General features: G+C 71.4%; 16 protein-coding genes. 6 read left to right on the forward strand and 10 right to left on the reverse strand.

The features are described from left to right. Window positions 1-78 precede the first annotated feature (78 nt). The 3 genes from ACFY6U_RS02110 (at window position 79) to ACFY6U_RS02120 (ending at window position 4,860) form a co-directional block, all read left to right on the forward strand. The gene (locus ACFY6U_RS02110) at window positions 79-918 is read left to right on the forward strand and encodes a response regulator transcription factor (protein WP_390034612.1); all 840 of its coding nucleotides are present in this window, start codon (window positions 79-81) and stop codon (window positions 916-918) included. Between the two features lie 144 nt (window positions 919-1,062). After that, window positions 1,063-3,864, forward strand: coding sequence for an AAA family ATPase (locus ACFY6U_RS02115; RefSeq protein ID WP_390034613.1), 2,802 nt, complete (start codon window positions 1,063-1,065; stop codon window positions 3,862-3,864). 204 nt (window positions 3,865-4,068) lie between these two features. Then, complete coding sequence (locus ACFY6U_RS02120; protein WP_390034614.1) at window positions 4,069-4,860, forward strand: S1 family peptidase; 792 nt, start codon at window positions 4,069-4,071, stop codon at window positions 4,858-4,860. Window positions 4,861-4,951: 91 nt separating this feature from the next. Here ACFY6U_RS02120 and dmpI read toward each other — a convergent pair whose 3' ends face one another. The 3 genes from dmpI to ACFY6U_RS02135 all read right to left on the reverse strand — a co-directional run bounded on the left by dmpI (window position 4,952) and on the right by ACFY6U_RS02135 (window position 7,422). Then, complete coding sequence (gene dmpI, locus ACFY6U_RS02125) at window positions 4,952-5,134, reverse strand: 4-oxalocrotonate tautomerase DmpI (protein ID WP_390034615.1); 183 nt, start codon at window positions 5,132-5,134, stop codon at window positions 4,952-4,954. 92 nt (window positions 5,135-5,226) lie between these two features. Next, window positions 5,227-6,093, reverse strand: coding sequence for a LysR substrate-binding domain-containing protein (locus ACFY6U_RS02130; protein ID WP_390034616.1), 867 nt, complete (start codon window positions 6,091-6,093; stop codon window positions 5,227-5,229). A gap of 186 nt (window positions 6,094-6,279) precedes the next feature. Then, complete coding sequence (locus ACFY6U_RS02135) at window positions 6,280-7,422, reverse strand: winged helix DNA-binding domain-containing protein (protein WP_390034617.1); 1,143 nt, start codon at window positions 7,420-7,422, stop codon at window positions 6,280-6,282. A 191-nt stretch (window positions 7,423-7,613) separates the two neighbouring features. Between ACFY6U_RS02135 and ACFY6U_RS02140 the strand changes: the two genes are divergently transcribed. Continuing rightward, window positions 7,614-8,792: a magnesium and cobalt transport protein CorA gene (locus ACFY6U_RS02140; protein WP_390034618.1), complete on the forward strand. Its 1,179-nt coding sequence runs from the start codon at window positions 7,614-7,616 to the stop codon at window positions 8,790-8,792. A 189-nt stretch (window positions 8,793-8,981) separates the two neighbouring features. On the opposite strand, the gene ACFY6U_RS02145 is transcribed toward ACFY6U_RS02140, so the two are convergent. Next, entirely contained in the window at window positions 8,982-9,725 is a 744-nt protein-coding gene (locus tag ACFY6U_RS02145) for a hypothetical protein (protein ID WP_390034619.1), read from the reverse strand. Between the two features lie 370 nt (window positions 9,726-10,095). Then, window positions 10,096-10,752, reverse strand: a complete 657-nt coding sequence (locus tag ACFY6U_RS02150; RefSeq protein ID WP_390034620.1) for a TetR/AcrR family transcriptional regulator — start codon at window positions 10,750-10,752, stop codon at window positions 10,096-10,098. A gap of 354 nt (window positions 10,753-11,106) precedes the next feature. On the opposite strand from ACFY6U_RS02150, the gene ACFY6U_RS02155 reads away from it, so the two are divergent. After that, entirely contained in the window at window positions 11,107-12,183 is a 1,077-nt protein-coding gene (locus ACFY6U_RS02155) for a lipocalin family protein (protein WP_390034621.1), read from the forward strand. 83 nt (window positions 12,184-12,266) lie between these two features. Here the strand turns inward: ACFY6U_RS02155 and ACFY6U_RS02160 are convergent, their stop codons facing one another. Genes ACFY6U_RS02160 through ACFY6U_RS02170 form a run of 3 tightly spaced genes read right to left on the reverse strand, consistent with a single transcriptional unit; the run spans window position 12,267 to window position 14,823 of the window. Further along, window positions 12,267-12,929 (reverse strand): 3-oxoacid CoA-transferase subunit B, encoded by a 663-nt coding sequence (locus ACFY6U_RS02160; protein WP_390034622.1) that lies wholly within the window; start codon window positions 12,927-12,929, stop codon window positions 12,267-12,269. Next, window positions 12,926-13,621: a 3-oxoacid CoA-transferase subunit A gene (locus ACFY6U_RS02165; protein ID WP_390034623.1), complete on the reverse strand. Its 696-nt coding sequence runs from the start codon at window positions 13,619-13,621 to the stop codon at window positions 12,926-12,928. Before ACFY6U_RS02165 ends, ACFY6U_RS02160 begins: the two co-directional genes overlap by 4 nt. Further along, on the reverse strand, window positions 13,618-14,823 hold the full coding sequence (locus tag ACFY6U_RS02170) for a thiolase family protein (RefSeq protein ID WP_390034624.1): 1,206 nt from the start codon (window positions 14,821-14,823) through the stop codon (window positions 13,618-13,620). The genes ACFY6U_RS02165 and ACFY6U_RS02170 overlap by 4 nt, the downstream gene beginning before the upstream one ends. Window positions 14,824-14,894: 71 nt before the next feature. Here ACFY6U_RS02170 and ACFY6U_RS02175 point away from each other — a divergent pair, with 71 nt between their 5' ends. Next, a complete protein-coding gene (locus ACFY6U_RS02175) occupies window positions 14,895-15,776 on the forward strand; it encodes a LysR substrate-binding domain-containing protein (protein ID WP_390034625.1) in 882 nt (293 codons plus the stop codon). Between the two features lie 64 nt (window positions 15,777-15,840). Here the strand turns inward: ACFY6U_RS02175 and ACFY6U_RS02180 are convergent, their stop codons facing one another. After that, on the reverse strand, window positions 15,841-16,263 hold the full coding sequence (locus ACFY6U_RS02180; protein ID WP_390034626.1) for a heme-binding protein: 423 nt from the start codon (window positions 16,261-16,263) through the stop codon (window positions 15,841-15,843). 126 nt (window positions 16,264-16,389) lie between these two features. Further along, window positions 16,390-17,031: a TetR/AcrR family transcriptional regulator gene (locus ACFY6U_RS02185; protein WP_390034627.1), complete on the reverse strand. Its 642-nt coding sequence runs from the start codon at window positions 17,029-17,031 to the stop codon at window positions 16,390-16,392. Window positions 17,032-17,128 lie beyond the last annotated feature (97 nt).

Raw genomic sequence — 17,128 nt, forward strand, 5'->3', positions numbered from 1 at the left:
GTAATCCGTGATGCAGGTCTCACTACCCCCGAACGGGGGTGTGGACAGCACGAGGCCGGGGTCGAAGGGGCAGGACAGGTGGCAGCAGAGGTCACGGGGGCGGTGGAGATACGTGGTGCGCTGGCCAGACTCCGGCGCGCCACCGGGCTTCCGATCGCCTTCGGCGGGCTGGTCGAGGCGGGCCGGACACAGGTCCGGATCAGCGAGCTGACCGGCACCAGCACGGCGTCGCTGCGCTCGCTCGCGGTCACCTCCGGGAACGGCCTGGGCGGCAAGGCGGTCGAACGGGCCCGCCCCTGCGCGGTCGTCGACTACTCGGCCTCCCGGCAGATCAGCCACGAGTACGACATCCCGGTGGCCGCCGAGGGCCTGCGCTCGGTGCTCGCGGTACCGGTGGTGGTACGACGCCGGGTGCGGGGCGTGCTGTACGGCGCGCTGCGCACCGCCCAGCCGCTGGGCGACCGCACGCTGGGCGCGGCGGTGGCGGCGGCCCGGGACGTGGAGCAGGCGCTGGTCGTGCAGGACGAGGCCAGGGAGCTGCTGGCGTCGGCGCGGCCGGAACCGGCCGCCGTGGGGGATCCGGGGGCCGCCCGGGAGCAGGTGCGGGAGGCGCATGCCGCGCTGCGGGCCCTGGCACCGCGGATCGCCGACCCGGAACTGCGCGCCGAACTGCTCGCCGCCTGCGGGCTGCTGACCGCGCCGGCGCCGGTTCCGCCGGCCCAGGCGGTGCTGGCGCCGCGGGAACTGGACGTGCTGGCGTGGGTGGCGGCCGGGGCGACCAACGCGGCGGTGGCCGAGCGGCTGGGGCTGCGGCCCGAGACGGTCAAGGGCTACCTGCGCTCGGCGATGCGGAAGCTGGGCGCGCACACCCGGGGGGAGGCGGTGTCGACGGCTCGTCGGACGGGGGTGTTGCCATAGCCGGAGGGGACCCATTCCATTCATGCGGACGCGCAGTGAATTGCCATATGCGAAGCCCCTGTTATTTCCCTCACCATGCCGTTCGGCCGGATTTCAGGGTTCATTGCCTAGAATTTGGCTGGGACACGACACACGAGGGGAGCGGTGACCGTGCGACGGGACTTCCAGGAGCCTGCCAGATGCCGCCCCGACCTGGTCATCGGCCGGGCGGAGCTGTTCGCGGCCGCCCGGGAGCAGCTCTCCTCGGGGGGCAGCGTCCTCCTGCACGGGCCCGCCGGAATAGGTAAATCGACCGTCCTGCGGGCGCTGGACGCGGAATACGCCGGCACCGCCCGCACCGTGTTGCGCTGCTCGGCCACCGAGTCCGAATCCCATCTTCCGTTCCTCGCCCTCGCCGACCTCTTCGGCCTGGTCCTCGACGACGTCTCCGCCCACCTGCCCGGCGCCCAGCGCACCGCCCTGGAGTCGGCGCTCACCGGCCGCGGCGAATCCACCCTCCAGCGCGACGGCCTCGCCCTGCGCCTCGCGGTGCTCTCCACGCTGCGCGTGCTGGCCGCCGAGGGGCCCGTACTGATCGTCGCCGACGACCTCCAGTGGCTGGATCCGGCCAGCGCCGAACTCCTCGGCTTCGCCGCCCGCCGCCTCGGCGGCACCCCGGTCCAACTGCTCAGCGCGGTCCGTACGGAGGGCCAGGAGTACGACCGTCACCTACGCGCGTCGCCCCCGGACACCGTCGCCGTCCGCCTCGGCGCGCTCAACCGCAGGCAGATCTCCGAACTCCTCGACCACCGCGGCCACACCGGGCTGAGCCGGTCCACGGTCCGGGAGATCCACCGCACCAGCGGCGGCAACCCGCTGTTCGCCCTGGAGCTCGGCCGCGCCCTCGCCGAGAACCCGACCCCGCCCCGCCCCGGCGAGCCGCTGCCGGTGCCGACCTCGCTGCGCGCCCTGGTGCTCAGCCGGCTCGACATGCTCTCCGTCGAGGCCCGCCGCACCCTGCTGGTGGCCAGCGCCGGCGCCCGCCCCACCCAGGCCCTGCTGCACGCGGCCGGCCGGGAGAACGCCGAGGCCGAGTGCGCCCAGGCGGCCGAACTCGGGCTGCTGGCCACCGAGCCCGAGGGCCCCGCCGTACGGTTCGCGCATCCCCTCATCTCCGCCGCGCTGTACGCGGAAGCACCCGCGCAGGAGCGCCGGGCCGCGCACGCGGCGCTGTCCACGGCCGCCTCCGACCCGATCGAGCGGGCCCGGCACCTGGCCCTGGCCACCACCGGCACCGACCCGGAGGTCGCCGACCGGCTCGCCGAGGCCGCGACCGAGGCCCGGGACCGGGGCGCGCCCTCGGTGGCCGCGCAGATCGGCCTGCTCGCCGCCCGGCACACCCCCGGCGACAACGCGCCCACCCCGGACGAGCGCCGGCTTCAGGCGGCCGAGGACGCGACCAGCGCGGGCGAGATCGACCTCGCCCAGGACATCGCCCGCGAGGTGCTCACCCACGCCACCCGTCCGGCGGACCGGGTGCGGGCCTGGATCCTGGTGATCGACTCGGCCGGCCACACCATGACCGAGGTGGACGCGGCCTTCCCGCACGCCCTCGCCGACGCCGGGGACGACCCGCGGCTGCTCGGCAAGGTCCACTACCAGCTGGCCTGGCGGGCGCTGATCGTGGGCGGCGACTTCACCGAGGCCCGGCAGGCGGCGGCGCACTCCGCGGACCTCGCGGCCGTGGGCGGCGACCGGCGCACCGAACTCCTCGCACTGTCCCTCCAGGCCCAGGTCGAAACCCTGATGGGCCATCCGGCGGCACCCGCCACCATCAAGCGCGCCCTGAAGGAGCCCCAGGACCCGAACGTGGCCTGCCACCACAACGGGGCGGGCAGCGCCAGGTTCCGCTGGCTGGTGATGGGCGACCAGCTGGCCGAGGCGCGCACCACCGTCACCGCGCTGCTGCGCGAGGTGCGCCGACGCGGGCAGGTGGAGAGCGAGGTGCACTTCCTGCGCGGGCTCGCCGAGACCGAACTGCGCTCCGGGCACTGCGGCCGGGCCCTCGACCTGGCCCGGGAGGGCCTGCACCTCGCCCACGACTCCGGGATCGGCGAGACCGCCTCCGCGATGCTCACCTCACTGGCCGAGGCGTCCGGCGGCGACGTGGACCGGGGCCTGGCGCTGGCCCGGGAGGCGGTGGAGCACGCAGAGCAGGACGGCGACACGATGTACCTGTCCCGGGCCCTGGGCGCCCTCGGATACGCCCAGTTGGTGGCCGGCGACCCGGCGGGCACGGTCCGCTCGCTGCGCCGGGTGCGGGAACTGGAGCAGAGCCTCGGCATCACCGACCCGGCCCGCGGCCGCTGGCAGGGCGACCTCGCCGAGGCACTCGTCCGGGTGGGGGAACCCGCCGAGGCGCAGGACGTCATCGACGTCACCCGGGAGCACGCGCTCCGGCTCGGCCGGGAGAGTGTTCTCGCCGCGCTCGACCGGGCCGAGGCGCTGGTCCGGGCCGCGCACGGGGAACGCGACACGGCCGTCACCCTGCTGACCTCGGCTCAGGACCGGTTCGCCAAACTGGGCTACGGCCTGGAGGAGGCGCGGGCCGCGTTCACGCTGGCCGCGCTGCGCGAGAGGCGCTCCCCCACGGCGTTCGACGAGGCCACCCGGCTGTTCCGGCGGTGCCGGGCGCTGCCGTGGCTGCGGCAGGTGGACGAGGCTGTCTCCGCGCCGGAGCCGCCGGTCGAGGCGCCCGCCGCGCTCGACGCCCTGGACGGGCTGGCCGCGATGGAGCGTCAGGTCGCCGCGCTGGTCATGGAGGGCGCCACCAACCGGGAGATCGCCGCCCGGCTGTTCATCAGCGTCAAGACGGTGGAGGCCACGCTCACCCGGGTCTACCGCAAGCTGGGCATCCGATCGCGCGTGGACATAGTCCGTTTGGCCGCGGGGCGACGCGCGAAGTGAGAGCCCTCCCGGTTAACTGAGGCGGACCGAGGGTTTTCCCTCCCGCATCCCCCTAGGGGGTTCCCTCATTGGGAGGGTGGGGTTCCGGGTCCTAGCTTATGGATGTGCCGCTCGCCCGGGCATACGGGGGTCGGTCCCGCGACCCCCGTGCTGCACCCCCCACACCCGCGCGACCCCCACCGGCAACCCCCACTGAGGAGACTCATGTTCGGGCACCACCGCGCAAGAAAGTCCGCCGCAGTCCTGGTGGCCACCGCCGCCGCCGCGGCGACCGCGCTGATCGCGTCCCCCACCGCGTCAGCCGCCCCCCAGCCGATCGTCGGCGGTACCACGACGACCACGACGGCGTACCCGTTCATGATGCAGATCACGGACGCGTCCGGCAGCCAGTTCTGCGGCGGGACCCTGGTGTCGGCCACCAAGGTGGTGACCGCCGCGCACTGCATGGAGGGCGAGTCCACGAGCAGCGTCCGCGTGGTCGGCGGCCGCACGTACCTCAACGGCACCAACGGCACGGTCAGCAAGGTCAGCAAGATCTGGATCAACCCGGACTACACGGATGCCACCAACGGCGACGACGTGGCCGTCCTGACGCTGTCGACGTCGATGTCGTACACCCCGGCGTCGTACGTGACGTCCTCCCAGACGGGTCTGTACGCGGCCGGCACCACGGCCCGCATCCTCGGCTGGGGCACCACCTCGGAGAACGGCAGCTCCTCCAACCAGCTGCGGACCGCGACCGTCCCGATCGTGTCCGACTCCAGCTGCAAGAGCTCCTACGGTTCGGACTTCGTCCAGACCGACATGGTTTGCGCCGGATACACGTCCGGCGGCGTAGACACCTGCCAGGGCGACAGCGGCGGTCCCCTGCTCATCGGGGGCGTCCTGGCAGGGATCACTTCCTGGGGAGAGGGGTGCGCGGAGGCGGGTTACCCGGGTGTCTACACCCGGCTGACCACCTTCTCGGACCTGGTGACCGCGCAGGTCAACTCGTAACCAGAAGGTCTCCCGAGTATCCCTCGGGTGAGTGACCAGGGGGCGTTGCGGGCTTCCACGAGCAGCCCGCAGCGCCCCCTATCCATGCCCGCTACTTGTCGGCGGTGAGCTTCCCGGCGGCGCCCCAGCTGTCGGCCGGGACCTCGTGGATCCAGACCTGCACGGTCTCGGCGGGGATCTTGTACGCGTCGACGAACGCGTCGGTGACGCGCCTGACGAGGTCCCGCTTGAGTTCGGGGTCGCGGGGGCCCTGCTGGACGGTGACGATCGGCATCGCTGAACTCCTCCGAGTGGGTGTTCTGTTCGGTGGGTCCAGTCCATCGCACGGGACGTCCGCGACCAAGAAGCAGATCCCGACCGCAGCGATCAGCCTTCGTGATCGTCGCAGGCCAGCAGCAGGGCGGCCAGGTGTGGGGAGGGGGCGACCGCGGGCACGGCTAGGCCCGTCGCGAGGGCCAGGCCCGGCGCCCGGAACGGAACGAAGGCGACCCGGGGGCTGTGCAGCACGCGCGCGTGGGACGCGTACACGACCGTCCAGAGCGGGCGGGTGCCGATGCTGGCGAGGGTGTCCTGGAGGGAGCCGGGCGACGGTCCGGGCAGCGGCTCGAAGCCGGCCTCGCGACAGGCGCCGACGACCAGGTCGACGAGGGCGGGGTTGGTGCGGCGCTCGGTGAGCGCGAGGGGGAGGCCTGCCAGTTCTTCGACGCCGATCTCGGCGCGGCCGGCGAGGGGGTGCGTGGCGGGGAGGGCGGCCACCAGGGGGTCGGGCCACAGCGGCCGGACCCGGACACCGGGCACGGGCTCGACGGCCCGGACGAACGCGGCGTCCAGGCGGCCGCCCGCGACCCGGGCAAGGCGTTCCGCGGCGGGCAGCGAGAACAACTCGACCGGCACGTCGGGCGCGCGGCGCGCGAACGCGTCCAGCACCCGGTCCAGATGCGCACCGAGCCCCGTACTGGTGCCGATCCGCAGCCCGGCCGGTGCGGCGACCGCGGCCCGGGCCCGCTCGGCCGCCGCCAGCACCGCCCGCGCCTCGGGCAGCAGCCGCTCCCCCGCGCCGGTGAGCCGGACCCGGCGCGGCGAGCGGTCGAACAGTTCGGCGCCCAGTTCCCGTTCGAGGCGCTGTATCTGCTGGCTGACGGCCGACTGCACGATGTGCAGGCGCTCGGCGGCCCGCCCGAAGTGCAGTTCCTCGGCGACGGCGACGAAGTAGCTGAGCTGCCGCAGTTCCATGACGCCGACTCTAGGCGGGTCCCGCGAAACCGCTGCAGTGCGGCCGCGCCCCGAAGGGGCGCGAGGCTGTATCCATGTGCGGCTCCGCCGCGTGGGCGCGACCAGCCCCGACGGCGCCGCAGTCGGCGGACGGCATGTCGCGGCGCCTCCGGCGGAGCGCCGGGCGGGCGGATTCGCCGCCGCTCATCACCGTGCTTGGGCCACGACGGTCCCGAACCGGATGTCGTAGCGCTCACCGGGGTGCAGGGTGGCCAGCATCCGCTCGCCCTCCTCCATGATCGCGGCCCGCTCCGCCGCCCCGCCGGCCGACGGCCCGAAGGTCTCGATGACCAGGGCATCCTCCGCCAGCTTCCACACACCGGCCAGGAAACCGTCCACGAGCAGGGTGCGGTGGGCCTGGTTGCCCTGCCAGACGCGCCCCCGGTACTCGGGCGGGACGACACGGGTGCGGTCGGCGTGGGAGAGGAGGAGGTTGTCGAACTCGGGGAGGAAGCGGGGCGGGGAGGGGGTCCCGGGGTCGGGGCGGGGCGCGTCGGGGAGGTCGAAGAGCTCGGCGCCGGTCTCGTCCCGGAAGGAGAGGAGGCGGGGCCGCAGCCGTTCGAAGGCCGCGCGGAGCCGGGTCAGCCCGGCCCAGGTCTGCATGTCCCTGACGGAGGCCGGCCCGAAGGCGGCGAGGTAGCGCAGGACCGCGGTGTCCACGGCGGCGGTGGCGGCCGTGGCGTCGGGGGCGGACGCCGGCTCGGCGGGGCGGCCGAGCCAGTGCTCGGCGGTGGTGAGGGCGACCTGGCCGGACCGGCCCCACAGCCCGCGCGGGGTGACCTGGACGAGGGGCAGCGTGCAGCGGGCGGCGACGGCGAGGGACTGCGGGTCGGCGTCCGGCCACTCGGCGCTCAGCGCCTCCCGCAGCCCGGCCATGGTGCGCGGCTCGGCCTCGACCAGGCCCCGGGCGAGCGCGGCGAGCCGGTCCAGGTCGACGCCGGCCAGCCCCTTGCGGAAGGCGGTCAGTTCGCGTCTCCGGGCGGGCTGGACCAGCGGGCGCACGGTCAGCGCGTCTGCGGCGGTGTGGGTGTGGATGGTCGACCGCAGGGTGACGATCCGGACCACCTCCCGGTCGGCCATCAGCCGGGAGAGCCGCTCGGGAGCGAAGCCGTCGAGGCGGGCGGCGAGGGCGTAGTACGGCGGCTTGACGTTCTGCGCCTGGAGGCCGACGAGGTGCGCCACGGCCTCCTTCACCGACCGCGGTGAGCGGCGCAGCAGGAGCTGGCGGTCGAGGGTGGCGCGGTTGAGGGCGCGGGTGCCGAGGACCGGGCCGGACGGCTGCTTCGTCATACCCGGCACGCTAACGCCGAACGAGGACAGATCCTGTCCGCATCTCTCACCGAATCCCGTCCTCGATTCCCTCCGCCGGGCCCGTATGCCCCGTATATCCTGCGACGAGACTCACCGATCACGCGTGATCACCCGGACCACGCGGATCACACAGCTCACGCCGATGCAGGCTCCACCGAGAGGCGGCCGCGATGTCCGAGCGACGCCCCAGCCCGGTCTCGAAGAACGCCGCGAACGGCAGGAACGGCCGGGGCACCAGAAGGTCCGTCTGGCGCCGCGCCCTGCCGCAGGAGCGGGACGCCACGGCCGAGCCGCCGGAGCGAGGGTCGGGCGGAGAGCCCGCCGAGCCGCCGAGCATCGTGGAGGCGGCGCTGTACAGCGACGGGGTGCGGGTGTCGACACCGGCGACCCTCGCGGAGACGTACCGGGAACTGCGCGACACGCCCTCGGGCATGGCGTGGATCGGCCTGGCCCGTCCCACCTCGGACGAACTCCTCTCCCTGGCCAGCGAGTTCGACCTGCACCCGCTCGCGGTCGAGGACGCGATGGAGGCACACCAGCGGCCGAAGCTGGAGCGGTACGGCGACACGCTCTTCGTGGTCCTGCGCGCCGCCCGCTATCTGGACGCGCCCGAGGAGGTCGACTTCGCCGAGCTGCACGTGTTCGTCGGCCCCGACTTCGTGATCACGGTCCGGCACGGCGCGGCCCCGGACCTCTCGGCGGTCCGCCGCCGCATGGAGGACTCCCCCGACCTGCTCAAACTCGGCCCGGAGGCCGTCCTCTACGCGATACTCGACGCCGTGGTCGACGGCTACGCCCCGGTCGTCGAGGGCGTCCAGAACGACATCGACGAGATCGAGACCGAGGTTTTCCGCGGCGACCCGTCCGTATCCCGCCGCATCTACGAACTCTCCCGCGAGATGGTCGAGTTCCAGCGCGCGACCCGCCCCCTCGTCGGCATGCTGCACGGCCTGATGGCCGGCTTCACCAAGTACGAGACCGACGAGGAGCTCCAGCGCTACCTCCGCGACGTCGCCGACCACGTCACCCACATCAGCGAACGCGTGGACGGCTTCCGCCAGGCCCTCACGGAAATCCTCACGGTCAACGCGACCCTGGTCACCCAGGAACAGAACGCGGAGATGCGGGCGTTGGCGGAGGCGGGGTTCGAACAGAACGAGGAGATCAAGAAGATCTCTTCTTGGGCGGCCATTCTGTTCGCCCCGACCCTGGTCGGGACGATCTACGGGATGAACTTCCGGGAGATGCCGGAGTTGCACTGGGTGTTGGGATACCCCTTCGCTATCGTCCTGATGGCAGTCGTATGCACCAGTTTGTACTTCATCTTCAAGCGCAAGGACTGGCTCTGAGTAACCGGTCGGCGAGGGCCTGCGCCAGGGCCTCACGGGAGCCGAGGCAGCCGCCAGAAGGACCGCCCAAGGCCGCTGGGGAGAATCTGGGGAGAATGAGATGTGCTCCGCGTCGGCCGGTTCTCCCCGCTGCGGGCCAACGGACTTGCTGAACCTTGGGGCGTCAGCACCTACGGCGGACGCCGAACATCACGGAGGGTAATCGCACCTCCGGACCGGAACGTCTCGCATGAGTGTGTCTTGGCACCTGCCCAGGACGGTGATGCCGTGGGCGGTGGCGACTTTGGTGATCGCGCCGAGCACTTCGCGTCGGTGTTCTTGGCCCAGGGAGTCGCCTAGTTCGTCCAGGACGAGCGCTCGGCCTTGGGCGTGAGGGGCTGCCAGGAGGACTGCGAGAACGAGGTGGATGGAGAAGAGCCTTTCCTGGGCGGTGTTGGTGACGGTGTCGTAGGCGAGCATCGGGCCGTTGGCGTTGCGTCGCCACCGTGGTGTGACGGAGCAGCGCCAGCTGTGGTCGGTGTCCGTTGGCGGGTCGATCTGGTAGTGCAGGTTTGCGCCGAAGAGGCCGGCGTCGCGGTTCAGTTGGTCCAGTGCCGTGGTGATGTTGTCGAGGGCTCCGCCGACGCGTTGGGTGATGACTTCCTGGGTGTGTCGGAGTTCTTCGGCGAGGGTCTCCACCGATCGGGAGACGAAGACGTTCTCCTCAAGGCGCGCGGCGCGCACCTTCTCCACAGTGGTGTGGATGTCGGCGTCGGCGGCCTCGTTGTCGGTGAGCCACTCGCTGAGTGCATGGAGTGAGGCGTCAGCTTTCGCATCGGGGTCGGCGTCGTCGAGGCGGCTGACGTGAGCGAGGGCGACGGTGGGGTAGCCGCTGGTTGCCGACCGAAGGGTGAGGGCGACCATGCAGCCGTCGACGGTCGCGTTGGCGGCCATGTGGAGTTGGGCGGCGGAGCGCCGTTCCCGGGGCGGTTCGCCGTGGGGCGCGGCGGGTGGAGGCGGCGCTTCGGTGAGAAGCTGCGTGTACTGCGTGGGTAGCCAGTCTGCGGGCCGGTTCAGCAACGTACGGGCAGAACCTGATGGACCGGAGACGGTGACCAAGCTGCGGCATTGTCCTGAGCAGCTCGCACGCGGATGACGTTCGACCGGGGCGCCGAGCTGACAGAAGCGAACCCGCCCCGTACATCAGTCCGGCGGCAGGATCAACGGAGCAAACCGGGGCGGACGACGACGTCGACACAGGGCGCCCGGGCGATCAGTTCACCGATCGCCCCACGCACGGTTCTTCCACCTCATGTCCAGCGGGTCACTGGTGCCTTGTTGCCAGCAGGCCGTCCACCACCAGTCCGGCCAAGGCCTCCGCCCTGGCGTGACGGTCCGCTTGCTGCATGCGTTCGGGGCTCCCCAGACGCCGGGCGAGAGGTTCATGGACCAGTCCGGAGACGGGAGCGATGATGGCGAAGAACACGACGTCCATCGGGACCCGGGTCATGCCACCGGAGGCCATCAGCCTCTCGATGCTGGGCACGACGCGGGAGAGCGTCGGCTCGATGTAACGCTGGTAGAGGTAGTCCAGCCGTTCGGTGTCCCGTGCGGACTCATCCGCCATCAGCATGGCGAGGTACGGCTGGCCGATGCTGACGCGGTAGAACTCCATGACGAACTGCCGCACCACGCCCTCGTCGTCGCTCCCAGGGGCAGGGGGCACCATGCCTTCGAGTTGAGCCCCGAGCGCGGCATCCACCACGGCCCGCCAGTAGGCCGCCTTGGAGCCGTAGCGGTCGTTGATGAAGGTGGGGCCGACCCCGAGACGGCGGGCGAGCTCCCGCGCCGACGCCCGGTCGTATCCGAGCGTCGCGAACGCCTCCAGGCCCCGGAGCAGGACGTCCCGCTCGGCGGGCACCTCGGTGGAATCCGCCTTGGGGCGGCCGGGGCGTCGGGTGGTACTCGGCTTGTCTCCCAAACATCCTCCTCAGTCGGCTGTGCGGGCGGCTGCCCGCCAGTCGGACCAGCGTAGCCGTCCCGATCTTCACGTTTGAGCACTGTCTCAGGTCAGCACCCGGTCCCGGATCCGGCGCAGCGGCCCCTGTGTGAGCTTCGCTTGACACGGAGCAGGCAAAAGATAATCCTACATATGTAGGATTTAATTCGGGTCGCTCACAGGACACCCGAGCGAAGCCGCCCGCACCGGTGGGCGGAGCATCCATTTGTCCACACTGCAGGTTCTCCTCGCCCAGCATCGCGACCCGAGATAGTACGAAACAGTTTCGTACACCTCGGAGAGTGCCAGCACAGGGAACCGCACAAGGAGCCATCCATGCGTAAGACCACCGTCGGCGCAGTCGCCGTCGCCTCCGCTCTCGTCGCCTCTCTCACCCTTGCCGCGGGAGGGACAGCCACCGCGACGACCGCCGGCTCGACCGCGGCGCACCCCTCCGCCTCCCAGAAGGGGTTGTCCCAGACCAGCGTCCCGGCCCTCGTCGACCCCGCCGCAGGGCTCACCTACGACCCCGACCAGGCCAACCAGTCCTGGTACGTGACCGCGCACGTGACCGCCGGGGGCCACCGGTACGGCTTCCTGGTCCACTACCTCAACGCCGGCTTCGGCAAGCAGGGAAGCGCCATCTCGAAGGTGTCGGTGGTCAACGAGGACACCGGCTGGTACACAAGGTCGGAGATCCCCCTCCCGCTCGGGACCGGTCTTTCCGACAAGCAGGGCGTGGACATCCACACCGACAACATCACCTGGACCGGCGACGCCAAGGAGATGAAGCTGCGCGCCAAGGTCCCCGAGGGGACCATCGACGTCACGCTCCGCCCCCGCGGCAACGTCCTCTACAACATGGGCACGGGCTACTTCCCGATGTTCGGTGACGCTAAGTACTCGAACTACGAGTACGCCCTGCCCACGGTGGACACCTCCGGGACCCTGACCGTCAACGGCCGTGCCGAGAAGGTCCGCGGGCAGTCCTGGCTGGACCGCCAGTGGGGACCGCTCCCCGACCTCTCCACGGGTCGCGCCTCCTGGTCCTGGATGAACCTCAACCTGTCCAACGGCGACAAGGTCAGCATCTGGAACCAGCAGTACGACGGCAAGAAGAACAACTTCGCGACCATCCTGAAGCCCGACGGCACCCAGACCCTCACCGAGGCGACCCTCACGCCCGACGAGTCCACCCGCTGGACCAGCCCGACCACCGGCAAGAGCTACCCCACGCGCTGGAAGGTCAGCATCCCCGGCGAGCACGCCAAGCTGAACGTCACCGTCTACGCCAAGAACCAGGAACTGCTGGTCCCGACACCCGGCTATGAAGGCAGCGCCAAGGTCGCCGGCACCTACGACCACAGCAAGGTCACCGGCACCACCTACGTCGAAATCACCAGCGGAAAGTAGCGCCGATCAGCCGACGGCCTCGACGCCGCCCCCCTCGGGGTGGCATCGAGGCCGTCGGCAGGTACGGGGCTGCGCGGAAAACGCTAAGCCAGCGTGATGCCGAGTCGCTCCGCGAGTTCGTCGGCGGTGACGCCGTACGTCTCCCGGATGCGTACGCCGTCGGGGCCGACGTCGAAGACGCCGTGGTCGGTGTAGACGCGGCTGACGCAGCCGAGGCCGGTGAGCGGATAGGTGCACTGGGGCACGAGCTTGGGCTCGCCGGAGCGGGTGAAGAGCGTCATCATCACGTAGACGTCCTTGGCGCCGATGGCGAGGTCCATGGCGCCCCCGACGGCGGGGATGTCCTCGGGCTTGCCGGTGGTCCAGTTGGCGAGGTCGCCGTCGAAGGCGACCTGGTAGGCCCCCAGGACGCAGACGTCGAGGTGCCCGCCGCGCATCATGGCGAAGGAGTCGGCGTGGTGGAAGTACGCCGCGCCCGGCAGCTCGGTCACCGGGACCTTCCCGGCGTTGGTCAGGTCGGGATCGACCGCGTCGCCCTCGGCCTTGGGGCCCATGTTGAGCATGCCGTTCTCGGTGTGCAGCACCACCCCGGAGCCGGCCGCCAAGTGGTCGGCGATCTTCGTGGGCTGCCCGATGCCGAGGTTGACGAAGGAACCGGCCGGGATGTCGCGGGCGATCACGGCGGCCAGCTCGTCCATCGAGAGCCGGTGGTCGACGCGCACCTGATCGCTCGGCGTGGTGGTCATCGTGCCCCCTGCACGGTGTAGTGACGGGCCGCCACCTGGACGACCCGGTCGACGTAGATGGACGGGGTGACGACGGACTCGGGATCGAGCCTGCCGGGCTCGACCACCTCGTCGACCTGGACGATGGTCGTCGTCGCGGCCGTGGCCATGACCGGTCCGAAGTTGCGGGCGGTCCTGCGGTAGACGAGGTTGCCCAGCGCATCCGCGGTGTGCGCGCCGATCAGCGCGTAGTCGCCCTTGATCGGGTACTCCAGCAGGTACTTCCGGCCGTCGATCTCGCGCTCCTCCCTGCCCTCGGCCAGCGGCGTGCCCACCGCGGTCGGGCAGTAGAACGCGCCGATACCGGCACCGGCCGCGCGCATCCGCTCGGCGAGATTGCCCTGCGGCACCACTTCCAGCTCGATCTTGCCCTCGCGGTAGAGGCCGTCGAAGACCCAGGAGTCGACCTGGCGCGGAAAGGAGCACAGCACCTTGCGCACCCGGCCCGCGGCCAGCAGAGCCGCCAGCCCGACGTCGCCGTTGCCGGCGTTGTTGGACACGATCGTGAGGTCCTTCGCACCCTGCCGGATGAGCGCGTCGATCAGATCGAACGGCATCCCGGCCAGGCCGAACCCGCCGACGAGGATCGTGGAGCCGTCCTCGATCCCGGCAACCGCGGCGTCGGTGCTCTCGAGGATCTCCGCCCGGCTCATCGGTCCGACCCCGTGACAGCGCAGTTCTCCAGGACGACGGCCAGGCCCTGGCCGACCCCGATGCAGATCGCGGCGACGCCGTAACGCTGCCTGGTCTCGCGCAGCACCTTGGCCAGCGTGGCCAGGATGCGGCCGCCCGAGGCGCCCAGCGGGTGGCCGATCGCGATGGCGCCGCCCTTCTGGTTGACGATGGCGGGGTCGATCTTCCACGCGTCCAGGCAGGCGAGCGACTGCACGGCGAAGGCCTCGTTGAGCTCGACCGCCCCGACCTGGTCCCAGCCGATCCCGGCCCGGGCCAGCGCACGGTTGGCGGCCTCGACCGGGGCGTAGCCGAAGGCCTGCGGCTCCAACGCCATGACGCCGCGTCCGGCGATGCGAGCGAGCGGATCAGCCCCGATCGCGGCCGCGGCCTTCTCGCTGCCCAGCAGCACCGCGGAGGCACCGTCGTTGAGCGGGCTGGAGTTGCCCGCGGTAATCGTGCCGCCCTGCTCCGCTGTGCGGAAGGCAGGCTTGAGCCCGGCCAGCACCTCCGGTGTGGAGCCGGGGCGGATGCCCTCGTCGCGGGTCAGGTCGACGCCCTCGACCGGCACCACCAGGTCGTCGTAGAAACCCGACTCCCAAGCGTGGTCGGCGAGTTGGTGGGAACGGGCGGCGAACTCGTCCTGCCGCTGCCGGGAGATCCCGAAGCGCTCCCGCAACTGCTCGTTGGCCTCGCCGAGGCTGACCGTCCACTCCTTCGGCATCCGCGGGTTGACCAGCCGCCAGCCGAGCGTGGTCGAGACGGCGGTGACGTCACCGGCCGGGAACGGTTTCGCCGACTTGGGCAGCACCCACGGCGCCCGTGTCATCGACTCCACGCCGCCGGTCAGCACCACCTCGGCATCGCCGGACTCGATCGTGCGGCTGGCCGTCATCGCCGCGTCGAGGCTGGAGCCGCACAGCCGGTTGACCGTGATGCCGGGCACGCTCACCGGAAGCCCGGCGAGCAGCGCCGCCATGCGGCCGACGTTGCGGTTCTCCTCGCCGGCGCCGTTCGCGTTGCCCCACACCACGTCGCCGATCGCGGCGGGGTCGAGGTCCGGCACCCGGGCGAGCGTCGAGGTGATCGCGGCGGCGGCGAGGTCGTCGGGGCGCACCCCGGCCAGCGCGCCGTTGAAGCGGCCGAACGGCGTGCGGGTCGCGGCGTAGAGGAAAGCACTCATGGCAACGACGCTAGCCCCGAGCCACGATATTCTGAAGTATGCATATTCCAGCTGATTGATATGGACGACATATGGATCTGCGTCACCTCCGGTACTTCGTGGCGGTGGCCGAGGAACGCCACTTCGGTCGTGCCGCCGAGCGGCTCCACATGGCCCAGCCCCCGCTCTCCCAGCAGATCCGCCAGCTCGAAACCGAGCTCGGCGTCGAGCTGCTGCACCGCACCACACGCCGCGTCGACCTCACCGAGGCCGGCCGGGCCTACCTGGAGCGGGCGCGCGCGATCCTCGCCGGCGTCGACGAGGCCGCCCACCACGCACGGCTCGTCGCCGCCGGCTCGGTGGGCCACCTCGCGATCGGGTGCGTGGGCTCGGCGACGTACAGCCTCCTGCCCTCGCTCTCACGGCGGCTCACGGAGGAACTGCCCGGCGTCGACTTCTCCTTCCGCGGCGAGATGCTCGCCCCCGACCAGGCCGAGGCACTGCGCACCGGCGCCATCGACGTCGCACTGCTGCGCCCCGTGGCGGCCGACCTCTCCCTCACCGTGCACACCCTGCGCCGGGACCGGCTCGTCGTCGCCGTACCGGTCGACCACCCCCTCGCCCGCCGCAAACGCCTGCGCGCCGCGGACCTCGCCGGTGCCGACCTGATCGTGCACTCCGCCGACCGCCGCTCCGTGATGTACGACCTCGTCCTGGGCCTGCTGCGCGACGCCGGCGTCGAACCGCGCATCCGCCACGAGGTCGGCGAGACCTCGACGCTGGTCACCCTCGTGGCCGGCGGCCTCGGCGTCGCCGTCGTACCCGAGCCGGTCACCGCCCTGACGCTCCACGGAGTGGCCTATCTACCGCTGGTCGGGTCCAACGCACGCGTGGAGCTGGCCGTCGCCCACCGCGCCGACCGCCACGAGCCCCATTTGATGCGCACCGTCGGGATCATCCGGGCGGTGATCTGAAAATCAGGGACCGCAGGCCTCCCGCGACGCCCCCCGGTTGTCCCTGACTCATCAGGGAAAGGGCCTACGCGACGATCTTCGCGACGGAGTCACGAGCCTGTTTTGCGATCCGGTCGTCCGTGGTGTCGTCCGCCCCGCCCACGCCGATGGCGCCGATGACCTCGCCGTCGGCCGTCACGATCGGCACTCCCCCGGCGACCGGCAGCAGGTTGGAATCGACCAGGTGGGGAGGCGCCACCTGCATCTGGGGGGACGCGGCGAAGGCCGCGAACTTGGCGGTCGGGACACCGCTCACGGCTGAGGTGTACGCCTTGCGTCGCGCGGTCTCCACGCCGAGAAGGCCGACGCCGTCGTCGCTGAGCAGAACCTTGGTGACGCCGCTTCGGTTGACCACGACGGCGCACACCTTGTGCCCCTCGGCCCTTCCTGCTTCCAGAGCGGCGAGTGCGGCGCCGTGCGCGATCTCGTAGCTGAGCGGCTCTCGCATGGAGCGGTTCCTTCCCTTGTCGGGCAAACGGTCGACCGGCGGTCTTCGCGGTCGGGCCGGTGTGCTGCCGCCAGATGTGAATATGAAGATAGAATCACATTCACATTGGGAGATCTACCGCCGGACTCACTGCGGCGCAGCGCCGAGCAGGTACAGGCAGACGGCGTTGATCAGTTCATCGGTGAGCTGACGCCACGTCAGCGACCGCTCGGACTCGAAGTGTTCGCCGTGCAGCAGGCGGTTCATGCAAGCCGCATACACCAGACGGAAGGCGATATCCAGGCGCAGTTCGGGCTCCGGCGCGGCGATCATCGGCGCGACCGGCTCCAGGAACCGCCGGAAAACCCGACCGGCGTCGATACTGGCCGCGGACCCCACCTGAGCCACCCCGGGATCAGTGGTGCCCGCGGTGATGAAGACACGCATCAGACGTGCGTGCGCCTCGAACGTCTCGGTGAGCCCGGCGACCGCCGAGGCGACCAGAGTGACCGGATCGGTGCGCAGCGGAGCGAAGCGGCGAATGATGTCGGCGCGGAACTGTTCGATCATGGCGTGCTGCAGGCCCGCGATCAGACGGTCCTTGCCACCGAAACGCCGATAGACGCTGCCCACGGAGACGCCCGCCCGAGCGGCGACGGCCGCGATGGTGAGCGCCTCGGTGCCGCCCTCTTCGAGGAGGGCCGTGCCCGCTTCCAGGATCCGCTGCTGGGTCCGCCGACTGCGCGCCTGCTGGGGCTGCGGCAGATCGAGCGACGGTTCGGTAGTCACCCGACCACCGTATACGGAGCCGACATGCGCCCCGACAGCTCCGCGACCCGCGATCAAGGCGGCACCGGAACTGCCCCTTGACGCCTCGCCACGCAAA

It is taken from the genome of Streptomyces sp. NPDC013157 (assembly GCF_042899865.1).
GTDB lineage: Bacteria > Actinomycetota > Actinomycetes > Streptomycetales > Streptomycetaceae > Streptomyces.

Coding starts and splice junctions, on each gene's coding strand:
- ACFY6U_RS02130 (WP_390034616.1), bottom strand. CDS start 6,093: ATGGAACTGCGGCAGCTCAGCTACTTCGTCGCCGTCGCCGAGGAACTG.
- ACFY6U_RS02135 (WP_390034617.1), bottom strand. CDS start 7,422: ATGACGAAGCAGCCGTCCGGCCCGGTCCTCGGCACCCGCGCCCTCAAC.
- ACFY6U_RS02120 (WP_390034614.1), top strand. CDS start 4,069: ATGTTCGGGCACCACCGCGCAAGAAAGTCCGCCGCAGTCCTGGTGGCC.
- dmpI (WP_390034615.1), bottom strand. CDS start 5,134: ATGCCGATCGTCACCGTCCAGCAGGGCCCCCGCGACCCCGAACTCAAG.
- ACFY6U_RS02145 (WP_390034619.1), bottom strand. CDS start 9,725: ATGGCCGCCAACGCGACCGTCGACGGCTGCATGGTCGCCCTCACCCTT.
- ACFY6U_RS02140 (WP_390034618.1), top strand. CDS start 7,614: ATGTCCGAGCGACGCCCCAGCCCGGTCTCGAAGAACGCCGCGAACGGC.
- ACFY6U_RS02175 (WP_390034625.1), top strand. CDS start 14,895: ATGGATCTGCGTCACCTCCGGTACTTCGTGGCGGTGGCCGAGGAACGC.
- ACFY6U_RS02160 (WP_390034622.1), bottom strand. CDS start 12,929: ATGACCACCACGCCGAGCGATCAGGTGCGCGTCGACCACCGGCTCTCG.
- ACFY6U_RS02155 (WP_390034621.1), top strand. CDS start 11,107: ATGCGTAAGACCACCGTCGGCGCAGTCGCCGTCGCCTCCGCTCTCGTC.
- ACFY6U_RS02180 (WP_390034626.1), bottom strand. CDS start 16,263: ATGCGAGAGCCGCTCAGCTACGAGATCGCGCACGGCGCCGCACTCGCC.
- ACFY6U_RS02170 (WP_390034624.1), bottom strand. CDS start 14,823: ATGAGTGCTTTCCTCTACGCCGCGACCCGCACGCCGTTCGGCCGCTTC.
- ACFY6U_RS02165 (WP_390034623.1), bottom strand. CDS start 13,621: ATGAGCCGGGCGGAGATCCTCGAGAGCACCGACGCCGCGGTTGCCGGG.